Below are 21,320 nucleotides of genomic sequence, written 5' to 3' on the forward strand. Positions count from 1 at the left end.
GCTTATTTGACCGCCTTATTATGAGACTATTTTCTACCGTTACAACCAAATTGACATTCATCACCCTAGTTTTTTGCGCTTCAATTATCCATTTTAGCCATGCTAGCATCCCTGATCTAGAAGCGAATAAAGACGAAAGAACACTCTCAAACCCATCCTATGTTTTAGGCCAGTACTGGTTTCGAAAGCTTAATGGCAGTCGTGCATTGATTGATTTCCCGCCAGCCTATGACTATTTCAAAGACACTCTAGCCATTTTATTACCCCAAACCGATTTATATAATAAAACCGTTGAAATGACCTTTCTGAACAGTTCACAGAGCAATGCCTTCGTCATTCCTGGTAATCACATGTTTTTGTATTCAGACATCATGGAAATCATTACCAATGAGGAAATGCTGCTTGGCTTAATCGCGCATGAATTGGCCCATTTAGATTTACAACATTATGAAAGACAAAATCAGCATTCTGGCGAAGAACTGCAAAAAACACTCGTCATGCTTGGCGCGGGCATTGCCGCCGCATTAGCGGGTGCAGGTTCAGATGCGACAACGGCATTATGGCTAGGTGGTATTGCCAACCAAGCAGAGAACACCCTCACTTACAGTCGTAATCAGGAGCAAGAAGCCGACCGTCGCGGCCGCGAATACCTGATTAAGGCTGACATTAACCCTGATGGCATGACGCAACTGTTTCAAGCCTTTTTTAAAAAAGCATTGGGGCGTCCTAAGTTAGAATTTTTATCAACCCACCCGTCACCTGATACACGAATGTCTGATTCCTTTAGTACGGCGACAAAAGAGAGTATTTTAAATCAGCGGGATGGGCGTGACTTTGAGTTTTTCAGAGCCAGCTTGTTAGCTTATAGAGCAGGATTAGAAGATCAACCTTATCGTTATCTCTCTCAGCATATCCACAGCCGTGATCCAAGCCATTTTGCGAAAGCCTTGTTTGCATACTTAGTGCAATCCCCCGAACGCGCGATTCACTATTTAGAACAAGTTCAAACACACAATCGTTATACCCATTATTTGCTTGCTTTAAGCTATGCGTCCTTGAATCAATATTCAAAAGCCATAGAGGTATTAAATAAAGAGTTAAATTTAGCACCGAACAATATTTATTTCTCCTCACTAAATTCACAATTGACCCAAAAAAAGCCAGACGCGTTAAAATCGGATTATTTATATCAAAAAAGAATTATTTGGAGAGCTTATATTCAATATTACAAAAACAACAATAACAAAAGCATGGCACTTTATTATCGATCTCTTCTTGATTTCAATAGAGGAAAAGAACAAACCGCTAAAGCCCTATTAAAAAGATCCATCAAAATAGTAGACACGGATAATGTCGAAAAACTTAAAATCACTGAAAAAGAATTTGAAAAAATCATCAAAGCGGAAAAAGACGAAGATTTAAAACCAGAAGATAGTTAAACCATTTCAAGCAAAATATAAAAAGCCAGATGAGACAAGCCCATCTGGCTTTTTATCATTCACAATTATTACTCAGCCTGTAGAGCATCAAACTGTGCTTGTAAAGCATCATGTTTTTGTAGGTATAAAGCCGTTTTTTGAGCTGGAGTGTAAGCACCGTTTAAATCAACACTGGCATCAACGTTTGCCCCCATGTTTTCCAGTGTCATGGCCAGCGCTTCAACACTGCCGCGAGCGCTCATTAGACGATCAGAAGCACTTTCGTCAGATGCAGCCATTGCGGCAGTTGAAAAAACAGAGACTGTTACTAGAGTAAGAATGGTTTTATTTAAGTTGTTCATAATAATATCCTTTTAAAAATTGATTAATTAAATTGTGAATCGGATTTTACTAAATATTATTCAGCTGATTGAGCATGAAGCGCATCGAACTGATCTTGTAGATTAGAATAGACTTCAGTATAAACCGCTTCTTTTTGGCTCGGTGTGTAAGCGCCATTTAAATCAACGCTAGCATCCACTGTCGCGCCCATATTTTCTAAAGTGTTTGATAAAGCTTCGATACCTGCTTTTGTACTTTGAATACGATCTGAATAGTTATCATCAGAACCAGCAAATGCAGATGTCATTACTGTCGCTGTTAATAGTGTTAGAGCGGCTTTTGTTAACGTTTTCATATTTACCTCCTAAAAGGATTTAATTTAAATCGTTTTATGAAGCTGTTTTGCTTCGGTAGAGATATAGTAGTCTTTTTCGGTTAATAAAAAAGTCTTTCGACCTCGCTTCCATTCTTTTTCCAAATACGAATTAAACAACACAAAATTGAACCAAATTCACATAAATACACTCTTTAAATCAGCAAATAAGGAATAAAAAAACAAACACATATTTTATTGAACTTATTTATAATACTTGTGAAGGTAGCCAACTTGGCTGAGAATAGAAGCCTAGTAACATAAAAGAATGAAGCAGAAGACAACTCATGCCACCGTTAGCACTCATTGATAATTTAGAACACCTTCCCAATCCTTTTACGCAGTTTGAAGCCATTGCGGCATCACTGACACCAAATGCTCCACAATTAGCGAAAGCGGAATATCATCGAGATTTGCAATTAGCCCTTTGCTTCATTTATAGCTACAACGGCTCACAAGCCACATTTAATTCCTATCGACGAGAGGTAGAACGCCTCCTATTATGGTCTTGGAATATTGCCAAGACCCCAACCAGTGAATTACGTCGAGAACAAATTGAAGACTTCATTCATTTTTGTATTGAACCACCAGAAAGCTGGATAGGTACCAAAAATGTCGCACGCTTTAAATTGCATATGGGACAGAGGACGCCGAACAAATCATGGCGACCTTTCGTCGCACATGTAAGTAAATTAGCGTTTAAAAATGGCGACACGCCTAAAACCAAAACTCATGCCTTGTCTCAAGCTGCCATTAGAGCCACCTTTTCTATTCTGTCGTCGTATTTTGGCTTTCTCATGCAAGAAGATGCGGTTCAACAAAATCCTGTTGCCCTGATTCGTCAAAAAAGTAAATTTGTCAAAAAAGAAGTGACTCGAAAACAAGTCCGTCGCATTTCCAATTTACAATGGGACTATGTCATTGAAACAGCAGAACAGCTGGCGGATGAAGATCCAATAACTCATGAAAGAACCCTCTTCATCATGAATGCCTTATTGGGTATGTATTTACGTATTTCGGAATTAGTCGCGGATGAAAGATCCGCCCCTGTTATGGGCGACTTTACTAAGGACTCAGATGGCCACTGGTGGTTTAAGGTACTGTCTAAAGGCAATAAAGAACGTCTAGTGGCCGTTTCAGATGAGATGTTGAACGCTTTAATGCGTTATCGGCAGTTCCGAGACTTACCCAGTTTACCGACCGTCGCAGAAGCCACACCACTGATTCCGAAAAATCGCGGGCAAGGCGCAATGACCAGTACTCGACAAGTCCGTAATATTGTTCAGTCGTGTTTTGATCAAGCGTATTTGCGTATGTGTGAAGATGGCATGCGAACAGACGCCGAAGATTTACGCGTCGCCACGGTTCACTGGCTACGCCATACGGGCATTTCAGAAGATGTAAAAATTAGACCAAAAGAACATGTAAGAGAAGATGCTGGTCACGCTAGTATGGCCACTACTGATAAGTACATTGATACCGAGTATCGTGAGCGCCATGCCAGTGGCCGCAAAAAAAGTCTACGACCACATTAATACAGACATTAAGACCAGCGTTTTAAGCTTAGTTCATCTTTTTCAACCGCTGAAACCCATTGGCTTTTATCGCCCTGGGTTTCTTTTTTCCAAAAGGCAGCCCGACTCTTTAAATAATCCATAATAAAATCACAGGCTGCAAACGCTTCGGCTCGGTGCGCTGCACTAACACCAACAAACACGATTTGATCATTAATGGACAATTGGCCAACCCGATGCACCACGGTCACATCTAGTAAAGGCCATCTCTCTTTTGCCTCATTAACAATACTTTCTAGGTTGTGCTCTGTCATGCCGGGATAATGTTCTAGCTCAAAACTACAGGCTTCGACAGGCTGATCCGAAAAATGTCTGACTAAACCGACAAACATAGCAACCGCACCGGTTACATTCTTTTCCAACAAGTCTTGATAAAGCTCTTGAACCTGGAAGTCTTGCTCTTGCACCTGAATCATCTAGCCTCCAGTTACCGCTGGGAAAAAGGCAATTTCACGAGCCGAGGTCGGTACCATGTCATTATCTCGTGTAAATTCAAAATCTACCGATGAATGAACACTAGAGTCCAATAAGTGATGTCCAGTTTTAATGTCTCTGGCTAAAGCTTGCTTTAAGTCACCAACACTTACTGGCAGATCAATTTCAAATTGATAATCGCTCATCTCAAGCTTTTCTCTTAGTGAAGCAAAAAAGACCACGTTAATCTGGCTCATTCGTTACGCTCCAATCACCACTCTTACCACCGGTTTTCTCTACTAACTGTACATTTTCAATAACGATGCCTTTGTCTACCGCTTTACACATATCATATAGGGTTAACGCTGCCACACTGACACCGGTTAAGGCTTCCATCTCCACCCCTGTTTTGCCGGACAATGCACATGTACAAAGCACCTCTAATTGATGTTCATTTAATTGTGCAATATCAACACTGACTTTGGTGAGCATCAAGGGGTGGCAAAGTGGTATTAGGTCTGAGGTTTTCTTTGCCGCTTGTATACCTGCTATTCTCGCGGTTGCCAAAACATCGCCTTTAGCGAAACCTCCGGCCAATATTTTAGTCAACGTCTCAGGCTGCATAGTCAATACACCTCGTGCTGTCGCAGTCCGTTTAGTGGGTGCTTTATCTGAAACATCCACCATGTGCGCATGTCCACGGTGATCTAAATGCGTTAACGAATCGCTCATATATATCCTAAACAAATCAACATATTTGAAAATTTCACCTATATTTTAAGAAAGCTGAACGGATTGCAAGCCAAAACAAGGAGAAGTTTCAAATTAAGATAGGACATTTAGAGAATGAACGGCGGTATAAGATTAATTTGCCTATTCACAGCCTTGCTCGTCTCACAAGTCTCCTGGTCCTATGACATTCAAATCGAAGCCAATGCCTTTCCAACGTTCGCTGAAAAAACACCTTTAACGCCAAAAGAAGCTTTATACCAAGAGTACAACACTGATTTGTACGAGGGCTCACAAGACTTTTCGGACCATGCCTACTGGCACAAGATTACCTTTCCCAAAACCTACCCTTTTTCACAGCAAACATTTTATCTAGAGTTAGATTATTACGTTATTGAAGAGCTGGATTTTTATGTGTTTCATGATACTCAGTTGGTCGAACATTTAAGACGTGGGGCTTTACAAGACTGGAACAAACTTGGTGCCGTCTACGATGGCATCCTCATCCCCATCATACTGTCACCGTTCAATGAAACTCATTTACTCATTCGAAAAGCAGGCGATAGCCCCTTACTGACCCCAGTGCGTCTGCTTAATAATAGTGAGGCCGAATTTAGCCGATTGCAAAAACTGATTTTCTGGACCGCGATTATTAGCTGTCTTGTTATTTTGTTAGCACACAACGCCTTGGTCTTCATTCTGTTAAGGCAAGCCGGTTTTATTTATTACCTAGGTTTAAATGCTCTCGTGTTCATCGCTCTTTCCATTATCACAGGCTTTAGTCGCTGGTTGTTTAACGAAGCCTTCAGTCAATGGTTAGTGGCGAATATCTTCCTGATTTTTGGTGTCGGTGCTTGGCTATTATTCCGCTTTAGTCTGCATTTCCTTAGGGAAGTCAAAGTGCCTTCGCCGAAAAGCTTTCTCGCGCGTCACGGCGACTGGATCTTCATCATTTTTTTACTGTGTAATGCACTTTTACCTGTAAAAACGGTTGCTGGACTCTTTGCTGGAATAGAGGTCTTTCTGTTCATTAGCTGCACTTATTGGGGTGTCAAGGCTTTCATACGAGGTTTTATTGCCGTCAGGTTCTATCTGTTTTCTTGGCTGTTCCTAATTGCAGGAAGCATTATAAACACCTTACTGTTTTGGAAATTGATTCCAATTAACGATTTTACTGAGGCCATTTTCCCCGCCTTTAGTATTATTCAATTACTTGGCTTCTCTTTCGCCCTAGCCGATAAAGCAAAGCAAAGTGAGCGCAACCGTCAACTACAGCTTTTAACCGATCAATCAACGGGCTTACCAAACCGTTTATTCTATTTTGACGAGCTACCAAACCAGATTCAGCTGCAAATTAAAAACCAACAGCCCATGGCTCTGGTGATCATAGACATCATTAACCATCATTCATTAAGTCAGGCTTTTGGTCCAGCTAAAGCCGATGCGGTTATGTGTGAATTAATGCAAGAACTTCATCAACATATCCAACCTATAGAAGGATTGCTTGCTTTTCATTTACCAAACAAAACTCATAAAAGGCTCATCAGAATGACGGCTAGGAATTTGGCCTTCATCAGCACGACGCCCAATATGTTAGAAACACAGATACAACGAGTTCAACAGATGCTAGAGCATCCAACTCAGCTCAACAAAATACAATTCCGTCATCAATACAAAATAGGCAGTGCCCTCTTTCCAAGCCAAGGAAGCAATCTGGACAGACTCTATCAAAATGCGCTTATTGCCCATAATTCCGTCACCTTCTCTTCTGGTACTTGGGCGGCCTTTACGGATGAACTTAAAAGCGATCACGCGCAACAACTCACCATTATCACCCTGCTACGAGAAGACATTCGAAATGGCAGACTCCATTACCATATCCAACCTCAAGTCTGCTTACGAACCAATAAAATTATTGGCGGAGAAGTGCTATTACGTTGGCACAATGAACAATTAGGCCCTGTATCACCCGCAGAATTTGTCCCCTTGGCAGAACAAGCCGGTTTGATTTACCCATTAACAGAGATGTTATTTGAAAAAGTCTTTGTCTGGGCAAGCCAGCATCAAGATCTGCTCAAGACAACCAGTTTATCTTTGAACATTTCAGCGTTGGACTTGCTGCAAGCCGATTTTGCACAAAAAGTCTATAACAGTATCAATGTACATCAATTAACCCCTGAGCAATTTACCCTCGAGATCACTGAAACCAGTATGTTTCACAATAATGATATTGTGAATAATAACGTTGAAGAGCTTCATAAAACGGGCTTCAAATTGTCCATCGATGACTTTGGCATTGGCTACAGTTCCATGTTGAATTTAGTCACATTGAAAACCAATGAATTGAAGATTGATCAGTTTTTTGTCATGGGTCTGCTTAAACAGAAATCCAACCAATACCTATGCCAAAACATGATTCACCTTTGCCAGCAATTAAACATCACCAGTGTTGCGGAAGGCATTGAGGACCAACAAACACTGGCAACACTCAAAGACTGGCAGTGTGAAATTGGACAAGGTTATTTCTTGTACAAACCCATGAGTCCAGACGACTATTTATTACTACTGCAAGAGACTCTTTGTGAATAGTTTGTACCAATCTCGAATTCAGGCATAATGAACCTCATCGCTAGTTGACGACACATTATATTGAACATCATGAGCCTATTAGACGACTATCAGCTACTGGAAATTCCCACCAATGCAAGTGAGCAAGAAGCCAAAAGTGCTTTTAGACGTCTAGCAAGGAAATATCACCCAGACAAAAACCCCGAAACCGATACCACAGAACATTTCCAACGCTTACAAGCGGCTTATGAAAATGTCCAAAACGCCATACGTCAAGGTGCTCAAACCGCTGATTGGAAACCTTTTTCATTCACCCAACCGGATCCATTCCATACTGCGGGTTTTCGTCATAGCAACCAGTCAAATAACGCAAGCGATAAAGCGCAAGAAGCTTTCATTCGTGAGCGACAACGCGCTTATGAAGAAATGAAACGCAATAATGCTCATCAAGAAAAAACTCGCAATGAAGCCATTAAAGCAGCTCGAAATACCCTTAATGAAAAACGCATTAAAGCACTGTATGAAGAGGCCTTTAAAGCATCTGAAAACTTCACCTCTGACGGCTACAAAGGTTCATCGAGCCAGCAAACAAATTATGATATTCCGCCCTATCAAAGCTTTATAGACGATGAGATGGAACAATCAACAGAAGACCGCCCGAAAGTTCATGCGGTTAAACTGGATGCTGCTAAAGCCGCTTTTCGAGCGGCCACTTACATAGCCTGTTTTGCGGCAGGCATTTACGCCACCCTATATTGGCAAGATCAGAACGCACTAACAGAGATGGACACTCCAAACCCACGCTATGTCGCAGGCTTATACCCTCAGTTTCGGATTGGTACCAATTACACCTTACAAGCCAGTTCACTCTATGCTGAGCCTGACAGCACCAGTAAGGTGTTGGAAGACATACCTGCCCAAGTAGATGTCCAAGTGTTCAAACAGCAAGGTGATTGGTTAACCATTCGCTATCAAAATAAAAATGGCTGGTTGCCAGCTCAATCTACCGGCTTTGGCAGTATTAGAAATGCCAGAAAAACGGGCTGTTTTGGTTACCCTGGTATCGCTCCTGATCATGGTGAACTTATCGGATCTGCACAAGGCAATAGCCGTCTGCGCATTTTAAATCAGCTGCCTAGCCAAAGTTTATTAACCTTTCAGTCTTTTGATGGCAAACCGCCTTTTTCCATCTATCTAAATAAAAAACAAGCTTTTGCCGCCAACTTCATTCCAAGGGGACAATATCGATTGGTGCTTGAGACAGGATCCCTGTATCATCACGCCTGCCAGCAATTTCTCTTCAATGATAAGAAACGCATTATCCTTGATAATGTTGACTTTGCTAGCACAGAACAAACCCTTACATTGAGCAATTTATAAACACCTTGTAAAGCCAATTTATCGAGTAATTCATATCCATGCTAAGCAACATTCGTATCGTTTTAATCAACACTTTCCACCCAGGTAATGTGGGGGCGATTGCCCGTGCTATGAAAAATATGGGATTAAAAAACCTATATCTGGTAGACCCGAATGACTACCCTTCTGACGAAGCTACCAGCCGTGCAGCTGGCGCGGTGGACTTACTCGAAAATGCCACCATAGTTCCTACCTTTGAAGAAGCCATTGCGGATTGCAGTTTGGTCATTGGCACCAGTGCACGACATAGAACCTTTCAGTTACCTATTATGAACGCTCGTGAATGTGCTGAAAGTGTGATTCCTGAAGCCGTTAACCATCAGGTTGCTATTGTCTTTGGACGTGAAACCACTGGTTTACTAAACGAGGAAATTGCCCAATGTCATCGCCAAGTTTATATTGATGCGAATGATGAATACCCAGTGTTGAACATTTCTCAAGCGGTTCAAATTATTGCTTATGAAATCTGGATGGCCAATCAAAATAAAGGCTTTGCCCAGAAAGAAATACCTGAATACCCACATAAAAAAGACATGGACCTTTTTTATAACCACCTCGAAGAGACACTTTACGGCATCAATTTCATCATTCGAAATCATCCAGGTAAAGTGCTCGATAAATTACACCGCTTCTTCAATCGTTCTCGACCAGAAAAACAAGAACTTGGTATTTTGCGTGGTGTATTAGCAGCCGTTCAGCGAGAAGCAGGTTTGGTCGACGCCAATAATCATCAACAAACTGATAAACCTACATCAGAGGATAACAACACTTCATCAAGCTCAAGTGCTTCTTGATTGATAACACCTCTAGAAAACAAAAAAGGGCATTGTGAAAACAATGCCCTTTTTGATATACCGCCAAATAAGACAGTACTTACTCTCTAAAGCTTGAACTTGTTAACCTGACCTCGAAGAGACTCAGCTAATTCTTTCAATTTGTTTGCTTGCGCCAAGCCCTCTCCCATTTCCGACTGAAGCTGTGTGGAAACCTCACGAATCGCATAGGTATTTTGACCAATTTCACTGATCACACTTGTTTGCTCTTCTGCAGCCGTAGCAATTTGTGCTGTCATGCCATTGATCATATCAATCGATTTCGCAATATCCGCAAAACTGCTACCAGATTTCTCTGTATCATCGACACTGGTTGATGCCAATGTATGACATAGCGCCATTACGTCAACTGCTTTGGCTGTCGTCGTTTGAAGACGAGAAATCATGCCAGAAATTTCTTCTGTAGACGTATGAGTTCGTTGAGACAATACTCGCACTTCATCCGCTACAACAGCAAAACCTCGTCCTTGCTCACCCGCTCGAGCAGCTTCAATTGCCGCATTTAAGGCTAGCAAGTTCGTTTGCTCAGCAATGTCACTGATAGTAGAAACGATCGAATTAATTTTATCGCCCTGTTGGTTAAGCTCAGTAATCACATCCGTTGCAAGCGTGACCTCTTGCGCCAATTGACTAATGGATGACAAGCTGGTTTTGGCTAACGCTTGTCCACTGCTACTAATGTCCACTGTGTTATTGGCTCTTTGCGCAGTCTGCTCGGCATTCGTTGCAATTTCTTGGGTGGCTGTTGTCATTTGTTCGACGGCGGCCACAACCGACACCATTTCGTCCTGCTGACGAGTTAAGCGCTTGGTGCTTTCGGCAACAGAATGGGCACTGGACTGGGACTGCTCAAATAAAACATTACTCAAATTATCAATGTTTTTAATGATCTCTCTCAATTTCAGAACGAAACCGTTAAAGTTAGTCGCCAGCTTACCCACTTCATCTTTGCTTTTGGTGACAATGTTTACGGTTAAATCCCCATCACCTTGAGCAATGTCTTCCAAAGCCGCTGACACTTTTAAAAGATCACTTAATAAAATCCGAATCAACAAAGTCAGTACAAAAATAGACGCTATGATTAAAACAATGACAGTAACGACCTGATAAAGCATAAGCTTTTGAATTGGCGCCAACAATGTCGCTTTGTTACCTAGCGACACCAAAGACCAAGGGGTGCCTTCGATGCGCACTGATGACATCAAGTATTCATCTTGACCAATACTCACGTCATCTAACGCTTGCGTTCTGACATTGTCTTTGATGCGTTCTAAATCTAAATTCGATTTCAATTCGCTAAGCGGTTTGTTGTTCAAACTTCCATCTGGATAAGAAATCACATTACCACTATCTGATACGATGAAAGCTATCCCATTACCTGGTGCTTTCAAACTGGAAACCACGTCATTGATGCCAGTTAAAGCAACGTTGGCGGTTACCACACCCAAAAACTGACCATTGGATTGAATTTGATCTACCGATGACAAAATAAACACTTTAGACGATGAGGCAAAAAACGGCTCAGTAATAGTCGGGCCATTAGAATTCGCGCCAGCTTGATACCAATCACGGACTTTCACATCATAACCCGCTTTTGTATTCTTACCATTCACTCGGTAAGCATCGCCAGTTTCCGTACCAAACAACACACTAATAAAATCGCCAGCCACTTTACCTTGAATCAAGGATTTGACAATTTCTTCATCATTGTTCGGATCAGATTCAATAATCTTTTTCATGGAACGAACAACTTGTTGCTTGCTATCAAGCCAGCTACTGATGCGACTTGCGCTGCTAACACCATATTGATGCATACCAGACTCTACATCATGTAGAATCTGGCCACGCATGGATGTGAGTGAAATAGCCACTAAGATACAAGCTGTAATAACCAAGGTTATACAACTCACTAAAATCAATTTTCGATGTAATGTCATTTTAAACCTCAACGTCTCTCAAACAAATGCTGTGCTTACCACAATTCGTGGCTTAACCCTGTTGCAATAGATAAGATTTTTCAAAATAAGTAACATACTTACTTAGGGAAGGTACGAACAAGTTCACTGGCTACGGCAACGTGCTCCTGCGTTGCTCTAATCCCCTACATCCATGTAGGGGTCAGCGTGGCAATAACTCTTTTTTATTCGAGGCAAGTTTCGCCGTCCAATATCAGTATATTGGCAACAAGCTTAACAAAGAATAAAGAGAGCTTAGCTCTCGCCCTTCGGGTCTTTCAGAGAATCGGCCTCTCTGTGTTAAAAGTGATTAAAAAGTATTTCATTCCTGCTCACTCTTGCCTTGATAGACCTTTCTCTGATAAGACTAACGTCCAGAAGACTTATTCGCACCTTCCCTAGCTATAGAGATTTTCTTATTCTCCCTGTTTCCAGTTAGAAGCATTATTTCAATAACAACGCTTTTTAATGGCATTAACCTCATATTTCGACGTTACACCGCCAATTTACTCTTTTAATTGAACGTCTTTATATGCTTGATTCGCGTTACCATTCATCATGAACCCGCATCAAAAATCATTTTTCTGCTCTTCCTGCGAACTTACGCTCTTCAACATTCACCTTAATACGATCGCCCGTTGAAATATGTTCAGGCACTTGCACCACAGCCCCAGTTGATAAAACGGCTGGCTTGGTTCGAGACGTTGCTGACGCCCCTTTAATTGAAGGGTCTGTCTCAATGACTTCCAACTCCACATTTGTCGGCATGTCTAATGCAACGGGCACATCATTCACTAAGACAACTTGTACACCAGCCGTCTCCTCATTAAGAAATTGTGTTTCTTCTTCGATCGCAACCTTATTCAAGTTGTAAGGTGTGTAATCTTCATTATCCATAAAGACGTATTCATCACCATCTAAATAAGAAAACATTGCAGGTCGACGAATTAAATCCGCTAGATTTATCATATCAGAATCTTTAAAAGTCTCATCGAGTTTGCGACCAGATACCACATCGTACATGCGCATCCGGTATAAACTGCCTCCTGCGCGACCTTGCGGAACGGAACGTTCAATGTCTTTTACAATGTAAGTTTTGCCATCAAGTTCAATGGCGGCATTTTTTTTAATATCACTTGCCTTAGGCATGCTTATCTTCCTAACAAAAAATTAAACGATTATGACTTACGCCTTCATATAGGCACTTTGAATCACTTGATATATTGGATAAAGAACATCTGCGCCTAATATTTTTGCTCGCTCAGGGGACCATCCTACTGCTTCATCGGGCAGGTTTTGATTGTCTTTAAACGGCATTTCCAACGTAAAAGACAAGCAACGATATGTTTCACCTACCCATTTGGTGGCAACGGTTAAATTGGCCTCACCAAACTGGTCTGGTGTATAACCAATCTCGGTTTGGAAATCAGGGCTGACTGACAAAAACACCTGTTTGAACAATTGTTCCATTTCAGCCATACGCTGATCAAAAGAAGGTACGCCTTGGCAACCATCAACAAAATTAACGGGTAAGGCTTCATCCCCATGGATGTCTAAAAATAGATCCACTCCTGTTTCCGCCATTTTCTTCTGCACAGCCAGTACTTCAGGACTAAACTCTTGGGTCGGATTTTTCCATTCACGGTTCAAATTCACGCCTTTTGAATTCACCCTCAAATTACCATGAACAGCACCATCCGGGTTCATATGTGGCACAATGTAAAAACGACATTGCTGTAATAAATGACGAGCAATCGGATGGGATTCATCGAACAGTCGCTCAAGTAATCCTTCGACAAACCATTCCGCCATGGTTTCACCTGGATGTTGGCGAGCAATGATCCAAATATTCTTCGCTAAACCTTGCGTTTTACTGACTTCTAATAAGGTAATATCACGACCTTCAGCGGTTTCACCTAAATGATCGGTAATACAATCCTCATGACTGGCAGCCCAAGCAATCATATCTAGATGACGCTCATAACTGTACGGGGCAAAATAAGCATAATAAATGCTGTCCTGTTCGGGCTGATGACGAATAACCAACTTACCATCTTGATAGTCAGTGGGAACACGAAACCAGTCTTCTCTATCATAAGACGCCACCGCTTGATAATCCGTCCAACCGTCTGGGTAAGCCGCATCACTGGCATTTTCAAATTGAATGACGCATTCTTCTCCCATGCCGCCTTGCAAACGAAAATAAAACCACTGTAAAAATTTAGAGTTTGTATCATTAGGGATTTTTACTCTAATATTGTCCGGCTCTGAGGCATTAATAACGGATATATTTCCACCGTCAAATGCACTGCTGATCTTGATTCGGCTGGTCATTTTTCTTCCTTAACAAGCAACATTGGTTCTAATATATGGCAAGTTTACCTATATTCATCACGGCTGTCGCCAACTCTTCTGACGATCCAGCTTTCCCACTCCTTTTCACTTGGTCCACCCATGAAGCACAAGTAAAAGAAGTGCTCGTGATTCCAGATGACGAGTGGTTAGATCAACATAAGATCGAACAAAACCTACACGATTTAGATGAACAACAGCTTTATGAATTTGGCTTCGAAGGCAGCGACATTTTAGCGGAATGGACAAATGAATTTGATACCGATGTGATCTACGCACTAGACCCAGAATTGATCACAACATTGGTTAATGCGACTTACGATATTAAAGGCTTGGACCCAAGCTTTGAAGTGCAAAGTATTCATCACTGGTTTGAAGAGCAAGGTGTCAATTTAACTAAGGCACTTGAAGAGCAAGGCCATCATACTCCTTTGCATTTATTAGCACCGGATGAGTTGATCATTCAACTGCTCCAAATCGCGGCTGAACATGACTTAATTGACCCTAATGATTTAATTGTTGAGGAATGAATCGCACATCAAGTTGATCAATACTCAATATGAAGATTTAAAACTGGTCGCTTAACCTGTCCTATTTTAGAGTTTAGTCATGAGTAACCAACCATTTTAAAGAGACATTATGATGAAAGACTTGTTACCCGATTTGTGTGACCTATACCCTGAACTGATTCAAATTGCAGAGCCAGTTTTTCAATCATACGGCAAACGTACCTGCTTTTATGGACAAGTCGTTACCGTTTCGTGTTTTGAAGACAATAGTCGAGTGCGAGAGTTAGTCACTGAAAATGGTCAGGGCAAGGTCATGGTCGTCGACGGAGGCGGCAGCAAAAGGCGAGCGTTATTAGGAGACATGTTAGCCGAGAAAGCAGCTAACAATGGCTGGGAAGGCTTTGTCATTAATGGCGCGATTCGTGATGTGCAGGCTCAGGCAGATTTAAACATAGGGATTCACGCCCTTTGCGCTCATCCATTACCAACAGAGAAAAGAGGGTTGGGTGATCTTGGGCGAACACTTTGCTTTGCTGGTATTCAAATTGCCGAAGGCGATTACATCTATTGCGATTTAAATGGCACCTTAGTGTCAAAACAAGCACTAACACTACCTGAATAGCATTAGTACTTTACGACATTTCGGATAGGCCTTCTAAGCTACAAAGACGCCATGGTGTGAGTAAACAAACTTCTCACACCATTCACTAACATTTGCACAGCCATCATCAACAACAACATCCCCATCAGCCGTTCCAAAGCAGCCAAGCCTTTTTCTTTTAAGATGCGATTCAACAAAGGCGCAAGAGCTAAAATCAAGACAGAAATGCCCCAAGCGGCAAAGACTGAAATTAACAAACCAGTTTCGTCTCCAGGATAACTTTTTACCATCACCAACAAGGTTGCTAAGGTTGATGGACCAGCCAACATAGGGATAGAAATGGGGACAATAAAGGGTTCAATAGGCTGATGTTTATCGGCTTGAATAACACTAGGAAAGATCATTTTTAATGCAATCACAAACAGCACCACGCCACCAGCGATCGAAATAGACTCGGTTTCTAAATGAAGTAAAGCCAGAAACTCGGCACCAAAAAACAAAAAACTCACTAATATTGCCAGGCCGATCAAACCATCTCTCAAGACAATTTGAGACTGGCGCTTTTGCGACACGCCCTTCATTGCAGACAATAAAATGGGAATATTACCAAACGGATCGATTACGAAGAGAAATAACAAGGTGGCCGATAAAATCGAAAAATCAATATTCATGAACTACTCAAACAGATAAAAATCGCCAGCATTCTAATCAAAATAGCGAACGGGGTCTAGATATCATAACAGACTTGATTCCGACCTGATGTTTTGGCTTGATATAATAATTTATCTGCTCGCTTCAAAAGCTGATTTCGGGTTTTACACTCATCTGAAACAGCGACAACACCAATGCTAGCAGTAACTTCAATTAACTGTCCCGTATACACAAACTGATAATCTTCAATTCGTTTTTGGATCGTTTCAAATCGCTGTATCAAACCCTCACGACTTTCTGACACTAACACTAGACCGAACTCTTCACCGCCTAAGCGGCCGAATAGATCATTCTCTGCAATATGCTCTTGGACCAAACTCGCCACGTCTATTAAAACTTTATCGCCTATGTCATGCCCGAAGCTGTCATTAATATCTTTAAACTTATCTAAATCCAAAATACCACAAGCGAAACAAGTGTCTCCTTCATTGGTAAGAGCATCAAACACTCTTTCTAAACTAACTTCAAAAAAACGACGATTGGCGATGCCGGTCAAATAATCAGTAGAAGCCAAACTTTCCAACATCTTGTTTGACTCGACTAAACGACTTCGCATGTCTGAAATACGCTTCATCGCATGCATCTTTGCAGCCAATACTTTTTGGCTAATGGGCTTGATAAGGTAATCATCTCCCCCAGCCATAATACCATCTTCGACATCTTTCTCATTAGCACTGGCGCTTAAAAAGATAACCGGAAACCACTCTTGCTTATTCTGTTGTTGTACTTCTCGAATCGCCTTAACGGCTTCAAAACCATTTAACTTTGGCATTTGCACATCAATAAGAATAAGGTCGATTTCATTCAAATGCGCTGAATACTGAGACACAGCTTCTTGCCCATTTTTAGCTTCGATTACCTGACAGCCAAGTTTTGCAAGGTGTAATTTCAGCAACAAACGATCTGTATTAGTGTCATCCGCAATCAGTACTTTCATAAATTCGCCATGACTCGTTGTAATTCATTTTTCACTTTTTGATAGGTGATCAGCATATTCTTTACATCTTGGTCAAAACTGACAACCTGCCCTAATCGACCCTCGACTTCTAACTTAGCGGCCATTTCAGATAAGGAGATTGCACCAACATTTTGACTAACTGACTTAAGACTATGAGACAAGCGAGTAATATTCTCAAATTCATTCTCAGAAAAATCGATTTTGTTGAAATCATCCATGATTTGATCCACATCTTCATAAAAAGCATTAACCAGTAATTGTACGTCATCCCCTAATGCTTGTTTTAATTCTTCTAGTACTGATACATCAATAAAACATGTTCGATCAGAGCTCATTTCAGTTTCAGCTGGTTGAATCACATCCCGAGTTGAAAAAGAAGGATGATTTTTATTCGGCAGCCATTCTTCAATCAATTGTGTAAGGTGTATTTGTTTAAATGGTTTGGGAACAACGCCGTCACCTCCTGCACGAAAAACCTCTGCTGACGTTTCCGGCATGATGTCTGCCGTTAAGGCAAAAATCGGCACGCGATTAAGCTGTTCCACTTTCTCAGCTTGACGAATGCGTCTCATCGCCGTCAAACCGTCCATGACTGGCATATGTAGGTCCATTAAAATCAAATCTGGCTGGTGCTGATGCCAACTTTCCACACCAAGTTCGCCATTTGTTGCCTCTAAGACTTCAAACCCCATTCTAGACAAGACGCCATGAGCCACCGCCATGTTCGCTTTCATATCTTCTACTACTAGAATACGGCCACATCGACCATCTTCTTGCAAGTAAGTTTGATCAGTATTGTCTTGATCTGGCTTATTTGGCTCCTCAGTCGACACCTGATAGGCTAAAACCTCTTTCGAAACACAATAGGCTAAGCCTTTCTTCAAACTCAGTGCGCCCATAGGTTTTGCAATACACAAATTAATACCGGCATCCGTTAACTCTTGATGCGATAACAACCCGGCCGAGGAAGTGATCAATATAGTAGGTTGATATAACGAACCACAAAACTCTCGGATTTTCTTAGACAACATCAAACCATCCAAATCTGGCATCATGTAATCCAGCACTATAATGTCGTATGGCTGTTGATTCTCATAAGCCCAATGGATGCGAGACAAGCCCTTACGTGGTTGCGATTCTGTGTCGGCAACAATGCCGGAGGATGCCAATTGATTCTTTAAAATGGTCAAATTGGTTTCATTATCATCAATGACAATGGTTTTCTTACCGATCAGTAAGGCTTCATCTGTGACGTGCTCTACTCTTGGCTTGGCATGACTTTCCGTCAAAGTTAAAGACACGCTAAAGCAAGAACCTTCATTTAATTCACTTTCTAATGCCACTTGACCATTCATTAAGCCCACTAATTGTTTCGTAATAGCCAGCCCTAAACCAGTACCACCAAACTTCCTCGTTGTGGAACTGTCAGCTTGTACGAAAGCGCTAAACAAATGTGGTTGTACATCCCTCGCAATACCCACACCGGTATCTTTAACGCTCATCGTCAGAGCGACTTGTCCCTGATGATCCACTTGGCCTTTAACTGAAACTAATACATGGCCAACGTGAGTAAACTTAATTGCGTTACTCACAAGATTGGTAATGACTTGTTTGATCCTAAAAACATCGCCAACCAAGTATCTTGGACAAGAATCTTCATATTCAACTAATAGATCAATGCCTTTTTCTTCAGCCTTAATCATCAACAACCGCACCACATCGAAAATGGCTTTTTCTAAATCGAAATCCACTCGTTCAATGGACAGATGGCCGGCTTCAATTTTAGAAAAATCGAGAATACCATCAATCAATTCCAACAAACTTTCGCCTGAATCTTGTAAGACTCTTAACTGTTCACCTTGCTCTCGATCTAATTTAGTCCCAGACAACAACTCAGCCATACCAAGCACCCCATTTAACGGGGTTCTTATTTCATGACTCATGGTGGCAAGGAAGTCACTTTTTGCTTTGCTCGCTGCAACAGCCTGCTCACTGGCTGAGCGCAATAACTCTTCCGTTTCTTTGCGCGACGTGATGTCCATGTTAACACCGACCAATCTAGTCGCCACTCCCTCATCATCGAACACCACAGCGGCATTCGATTTAAGAAAACGAGTTTGTCCGTCATAGCGAGTGATACGAAAATCAAAATCCAATTCTTCCGAAATCGCTGTGGCATCTTCTTCTGGTCGCACCGTAAAACCAATACTTTCAATTCGCTCAAACGTATCTCTTAATCTGAGTCGGTCTTCTTCATAGACACAATCTTCCCAAACCTCTAATGGTGCTTTCTCATGGTCACTGGGCATACCATAAAGGCGATACATCCACTTGTCCCAACGTAAACTTCTATCTTTTAAATCAAGTTCCCATACCCCGATACCAGCGGCATCCGCCGCAATGGAAAGACGCAGGTTTGTATTGATCATTTTTTGCTCGACCGCCATTCGTTCACTGACATCACGAACATGTGCAATGTAACCCACCAGCGAGCCATCCTCAGCATCAATACGGCTACCTATGGTTTCCGAATGAAAAACATGGCCCTGCTTATTGCGATACGACACATGGAAACGATCGAACATTTTTTGGGCTTCACCATAATATTCTTGCCCTTTTTCAGTGAAATCGGATTCATCGGCATAAAGTTGTTCAGTCGTTTTCTCTAACAACTCTTCTTCTTGATAACCAAACAGTTCACAAAAAGCAGGGTTTACCATTTTGATTTGTCGCTCTTTATTAACAAATACAATGGCTTCAGGGGCATTGACAAACAATGACTCAAACATTTTCTTCTGTTCGTGTAAGTCTTGTTCTGCACGAATCTGCTCAGTTCTATCTTGGAAGGAAACAACCGCTCCGGTGATCACATCATTGTCGTCTCGCACCACCATGCAAGAATATTCGCACACAAAGGTATAGCCATTTTTAGACTGATGCTCTGCCCTAGAATAGCTTCTTTGACCCGTTTCTAGAGTTGTTTTTATGGACTCAATCACCGGCTGGCAGGACTGATATTTTTTCTCTGTGCTACCGAGCAAAGCTAGCACGTTCTTGCCTAATAGATCTTCTAATTGATACCCTAGAATATGGCAAGACGCAGTATTGGCAAAGGTTACCTCTCCCTCACGGCTGATGCCCAAAATCCCTTCATGAATAGCCTCCAAAATCAGATGTTTTTGGTGTTCTGCTAATCGCAAATTTAACTCATCTTGATGGCGGCTAATGGCATTACCAACCCACTGGGATAAGAGCTTAATTAATTCATAATCGTCTTCTCCAAACCCTCCATTTTTAGGGTTGGGACTGGAGAAATTCAAAGTACCATAACGCTTATCACCCACATAGATTACCACTCCTATGTAGGCCTCAAGAGTAAACGTCTGATAGCAAGGATGATTCTGAATATCACTCTCTGCAGTATGATGGTATGAGGTTGGTAAGTCATTGTTAAACGTATGCACACAATAGGTATCGTCGACTTGAAACTGAGCACCGACTTCCACTTCACCATTCGGTGTCACGGCATATTTTATTTCATAGTTTGACCCTTCTATTTGGCTTATAAGGCCAAAAGGGAGGGCGAATTGCTGACAGCCGACTTCTAAAATACGCTCTAATTTATCTTCTAAGGACAAGGAATTATCAGCCGTCACTGCATGAAGAGACTTAAGCGTATTAATTGCACGTCTTTGTGACGTGATATCCTGCATGCACAAATACAGCCCAGTGACTTTACCAGCTTCAAATCTAGGCACATAAGACGATTTTAGATAACGTGTTTCTTGTCCTTCCCCAAGCGTAACCTGGTAATTATATTGAACTGAGGCACCAAGCAAAGCCTCCTTTAACTTTCCTTCTATTTGCCCATAAAACTCTGAAGGAATAAGTTCTTTAATACGTTTACCAAGAATTTCATGTCGGGAAAGGGACAAGCGTCGTTCATAAGTATCGTTAACAAACTCGTATCTAAGGTCTTGATCCACTAAGGCGACAAGAGCTGGGATATTATCGTGTAAATTGAGCAAGTCCTGCTGGCTCACTTCGGAGGTATCATTATGGCCGATAGCGGAAAGTAAGGTCACCACAGAGGCAAGATCCGCTTCCGTTTGCGCCGTTTTTTTTGAATACGTATGATGACCGACACAAACTAAACTGGCTTGAATCTGCCTCACTGGCTCAACAAAACAAAAACTAAGATTGGCGACATCGCTCAAGATAGGTGTCAGATTATTAACAGCACTTAGATCAGGATACCGACACGCACCTTGCATCGCCATATTGGTTGCTAACGCATCAGGGTAAATGACCTTATCTAGGGTACCGACTGAAATCGTTTCGCCATTTCGATACACCAAAGCCACATAAGAAGCTCCCACCAATCCCTGGACTACATTTAATGCCGCCTCTATTTTTGACATTTCCCTTCTCCATTACAACCAATCTAAACAAAAGTGTGCTCTGACATAACCCCATAAACATAACAGAAATTTATAGATTAGCTATGGCAGTGAGAGAATTTTTAGTTTAAAAGACAACGTCATACTTACAAATCGAGCACATT

General features: G+C 41.6%; 18 protein-coding genes. 7 read left to right on the top strand and 11 right to left on the bottom strand.

What is annotated here, in order from left to right; translation table 11 throughout:
• The first annotated feature begins 20 nt into the window (after positions 1 to 20).
• The gene (locus MAR181_RS09695; protein ID WP_013796412.1) at positions 21 to 1,439 is read left to right on the top strand and encodes a M48 family metalloprotease; all 1,419 of its coding nucleotides are present in this window, start codon (positions 21 to 23) and stop codon (positions 1,437 to 1,439) included.
• Between the two features lie 68 nt (positions 1,440 to 1,507).
• On the opposite strand, the gene MAR181_RS09700 is transcribed toward MAR181_RS09695, so the two are convergent.
• On the bottom strand, positions 1,508 to 1,780 hold the full coding sequence (locus tag MAR181_RS09700) for a hypothetical protein (protein ID WP_013796413.1): 273 nt from the start codon (positions 1,778 to 1,780) through the stop codon (positions 1,508 to 1,510).
• 56 nt (positions 1,781 to 1,836) lie between these two features.
• The gene (locus MAR181_RS09705) at positions 1,837 to 2,115 is read right to left on the bottom strand and encodes a hypothetical protein (protein ID WP_013796414.1); all 279 of its coding nucleotides are present in this window, start codon (positions 2,113 to 2,115) and stop codon (positions 1,837 to 1,839) included.
• A 305-nt stretch (positions 2,116 to 2,420) separates the two neighbouring features.
• On the opposite strand from MAR181_RS09705, the gene MAR181_RS09710 reads away from it, so the two are divergent.
• The gene (locus tag MAR181_RS09710) at positions 2,421 to 3,668 is read left to right on the top strand and encodes a tyrosine-type recombinase/integrase (protein WP_013796415.1); all 1,248 of its coding nucleotides are present in this window, start codon (positions 2,421 to 2,423) and stop codon (positions 3,666 to 3,668) included.
• An 8-nt stretch (positions 3,669 to 3,676) separates the two neighbouring features.
• On the opposite strand, the gene MAR181_RS09715 is transcribed toward MAR181_RS09710, so the two are convergent.
• Genes MAR181_RS09715 through moaC form a run of 3 tightly spaced genes read right to left on the bottom strand, consistent with a single transcriptional unit; the run spans position 3,677 to position 4,853 of the window.
• The gene (locus MAR181_RS09715; protein WP_013796416.1) at positions 3,677 to 4,123 is read right to left on the bottom strand and encodes a molybdenum cofactor biosynthesis protein MoaE; all 447 of its coding nucleotides are present in this window, start codon (positions 4,121 to 4,123) and stop codon (positions 3,677 to 3,679) included.
• Positions 4,124 to 4,378 carry a MoaD/ThiS family protein gene (locus tag MAR181_RS09720; protein ID WP_013796417.1) on the bottom strand — a complete coding sequence of 85 codons (255 nt, stop codon included), beginning with the start codon at positions 4,376 to 4,378 and terminating at the stop codon, positions 4,124 to 4,126.
• Positions 4,365 to 4,853: a cyclic pyranopterin monophosphate synthase MoaC gene (gene moaC, locus MAR181_RS09725; RefSeq protein ID WP_013796418.1), complete on the bottom strand. Its 489-nt coding sequence runs from the start codon at positions 4,851 to 4,853 to the stop codon at positions 4,365 to 4,367. Before moaC ends, MAR181_RS09720 begins: the two co-directional genes overlap by 14 nt.
• Before the next feature lie 114 nt (positions 4,854 to 4,967).
• Between moaC and MAR181_RS09730 the strand changes: the two genes are divergently transcribed.
• The 3 genes from MAR181_RS09730 (at position 4,968) to trmJ (ending at position 9,631) form a co-directional block, all read left to right on the top strand.
• On the top strand, positions 4,968 to 7,439 hold the full coding sequence (locus MAR181_RS09730) for an EAL domain-containing protein (RefSeq protein ID WP_013796419.1): 2,472 nt from the start codon (positions 4,968 to 4,970) through the stop codon (positions 7,437 to 7,439).
• Between the two features lie 69 nt (positions 7,440 to 7,508).
• On the top strand, positions 7,509 to 8,798 hold the full coding sequence (locus tag MAR181_RS09735) for a J domain-containing protein (protein WP_013796420.1): 1,290 nt from the start codon (positions 7,509 to 7,511) through the stop codon (positions 8,796 to 8,798).
• A gap of 38 nt (positions 8,799 to 8,836) precedes the next feature.
• The gene (trmJ, locus tag MAR181_RS09740) at positions 8,837 to 9,631 is read left to right on the top strand and encodes a tRNA (cytosine(32)/uridine(32)-2'-O)-methyltransferase TrmJ (RefSeq protein ID WP_013796421.1); all 795 of its coding nucleotides are present in this window, start codon (positions 8,837 to 8,839) and stop codon (positions 9,629 to 9,631) included.
• A gap of 86 nt (positions 9,632 to 9,717) precedes the next feature.
• Here the strand turns inward: trmJ and MAR181_RS09745 are convergent, their stop codons facing one another.
• From MAR181_RS09745 to MAR181_RS09755, 3 genes are all read right to left on the bottom strand, one after another.
• The gene (locus MAR181_RS09745; protein ID WP_013796422.1) at positions 9,718 to 11,607 is read right to left on the bottom strand and encodes a methyl-accepting chemotaxis protein; all 1,890 of its coding nucleotides are present in this window, start codon (positions 11,605 to 11,607) and stop codon (positions 9,718 to 9,720) included.
• 594 nt (positions 11,608 to 12,201) lie between these two features.
• Positions 12,202 to 12,774 carry an elongation factor P-like protein EfpL gene (gene efpL, locus MAR181_RS09750; RefSeq protein ID WP_013796423.1) on the bottom strand — a complete coding sequence of 191 codons (573 nt, stop codon included), beginning with the start codon at positions 12,772 to 12,774 and terminating at the stop codon, positions 12,202 to 12,204.
• A gap of 36 nt (positions 12,775 to 12,810) precedes the next feature.
• The gene (locus MAR181_RS09755) at positions 12,811 to 13,959 is read right to left on the bottom strand and encodes a M14 family metallopeptidase (protein ID WP_013796424.1); all 1,149 of its coding nucleotides are present in this window, start codon (positions 13,957 to 13,959) and stop codon (positions 12,811 to 12,813) included.
• Positions 13,960 to 13,994: 35 nt separating this feature from the next.
• On the opposite strand from MAR181_RS09755, the gene MAR181_RS09760 reads away from it, so the two are divergent.
• Positions 13,995 to 14,507, top strand: coding sequence for a hypothetical protein (locus MAR181_RS09760; RefSeq protein WP_013796425.1), 513 nt, complete (start codon positions 13,995 to 13,997; stop codon positions 14,505 to 14,507).
• A 112-nt stretch (positions 14,508 to 14,619) separates the two neighbouring features.
• Entirely contained in the window at positions 14,620 to 15,108 is a 489-nt protein-coding gene (locus tag MAR181_RS09765) for a putative 4-hydroxy-4-methyl-2-oxoglutarate aldolase (RefSeq protein WP_041651717.1), read from the top strand.
• Between the two features lie 38 nt (positions 15,109 to 15,146).
• Here MAR181_RS09765 and MAR181_RS09770 read toward each other — a convergent pair whose 3' ends face one another.
• From MAR181_RS09770 to MAR181_RS09780, 3 genes are read right to left on the bottom strand one after another with little or no spacing between them, the layout of a single operon-like run.
• A complete protein-coding gene (locus tag MAR181_RS09770; protein WP_013796427.1) occupies positions 15,147 to 15,758 on the bottom strand; it encodes a MarC family protein in 612 nt (203 codons plus the stop codon).
• Positions 15,759 to 15,814: 56 nt separating this feature from the next.
• Entirely contained in the window at positions 15,815 to 16,735 is a 921-nt protein-coding gene (locus tag MAR181_RS09775) for a GGDEF domain-containing response regulator (protein WP_013796428.1), read from the bottom strand.
• Entirely contained in the window at positions 16,732 to 21,177 is a 4,446-nt protein-coding gene (locus tag MAR181_RS09780) for a PAS domain S-box protein (RefSeq protein WP_013796429.1), read from the bottom strand. The genes MAR181_RS09775 and MAR181_RS09780 overlap by 4 nt, the downstream gene beginning before the upstream one ends.
• Positions 21,178 to 21,320 lie beyond the last annotated feature (143 nt).

Origin of the sequence: Marinomonas posidonica IVIA-Po-181 (assembly GCF_000214215.1) — a bacterium.
GTDB classification, from domain to species: domain Bacteria; phylum Pseudomonadota; class Gammaproteobacteria; order Pseudomonadales; family Marinomonadaceae; genus Marinomonas; species Marinomonas posidonica.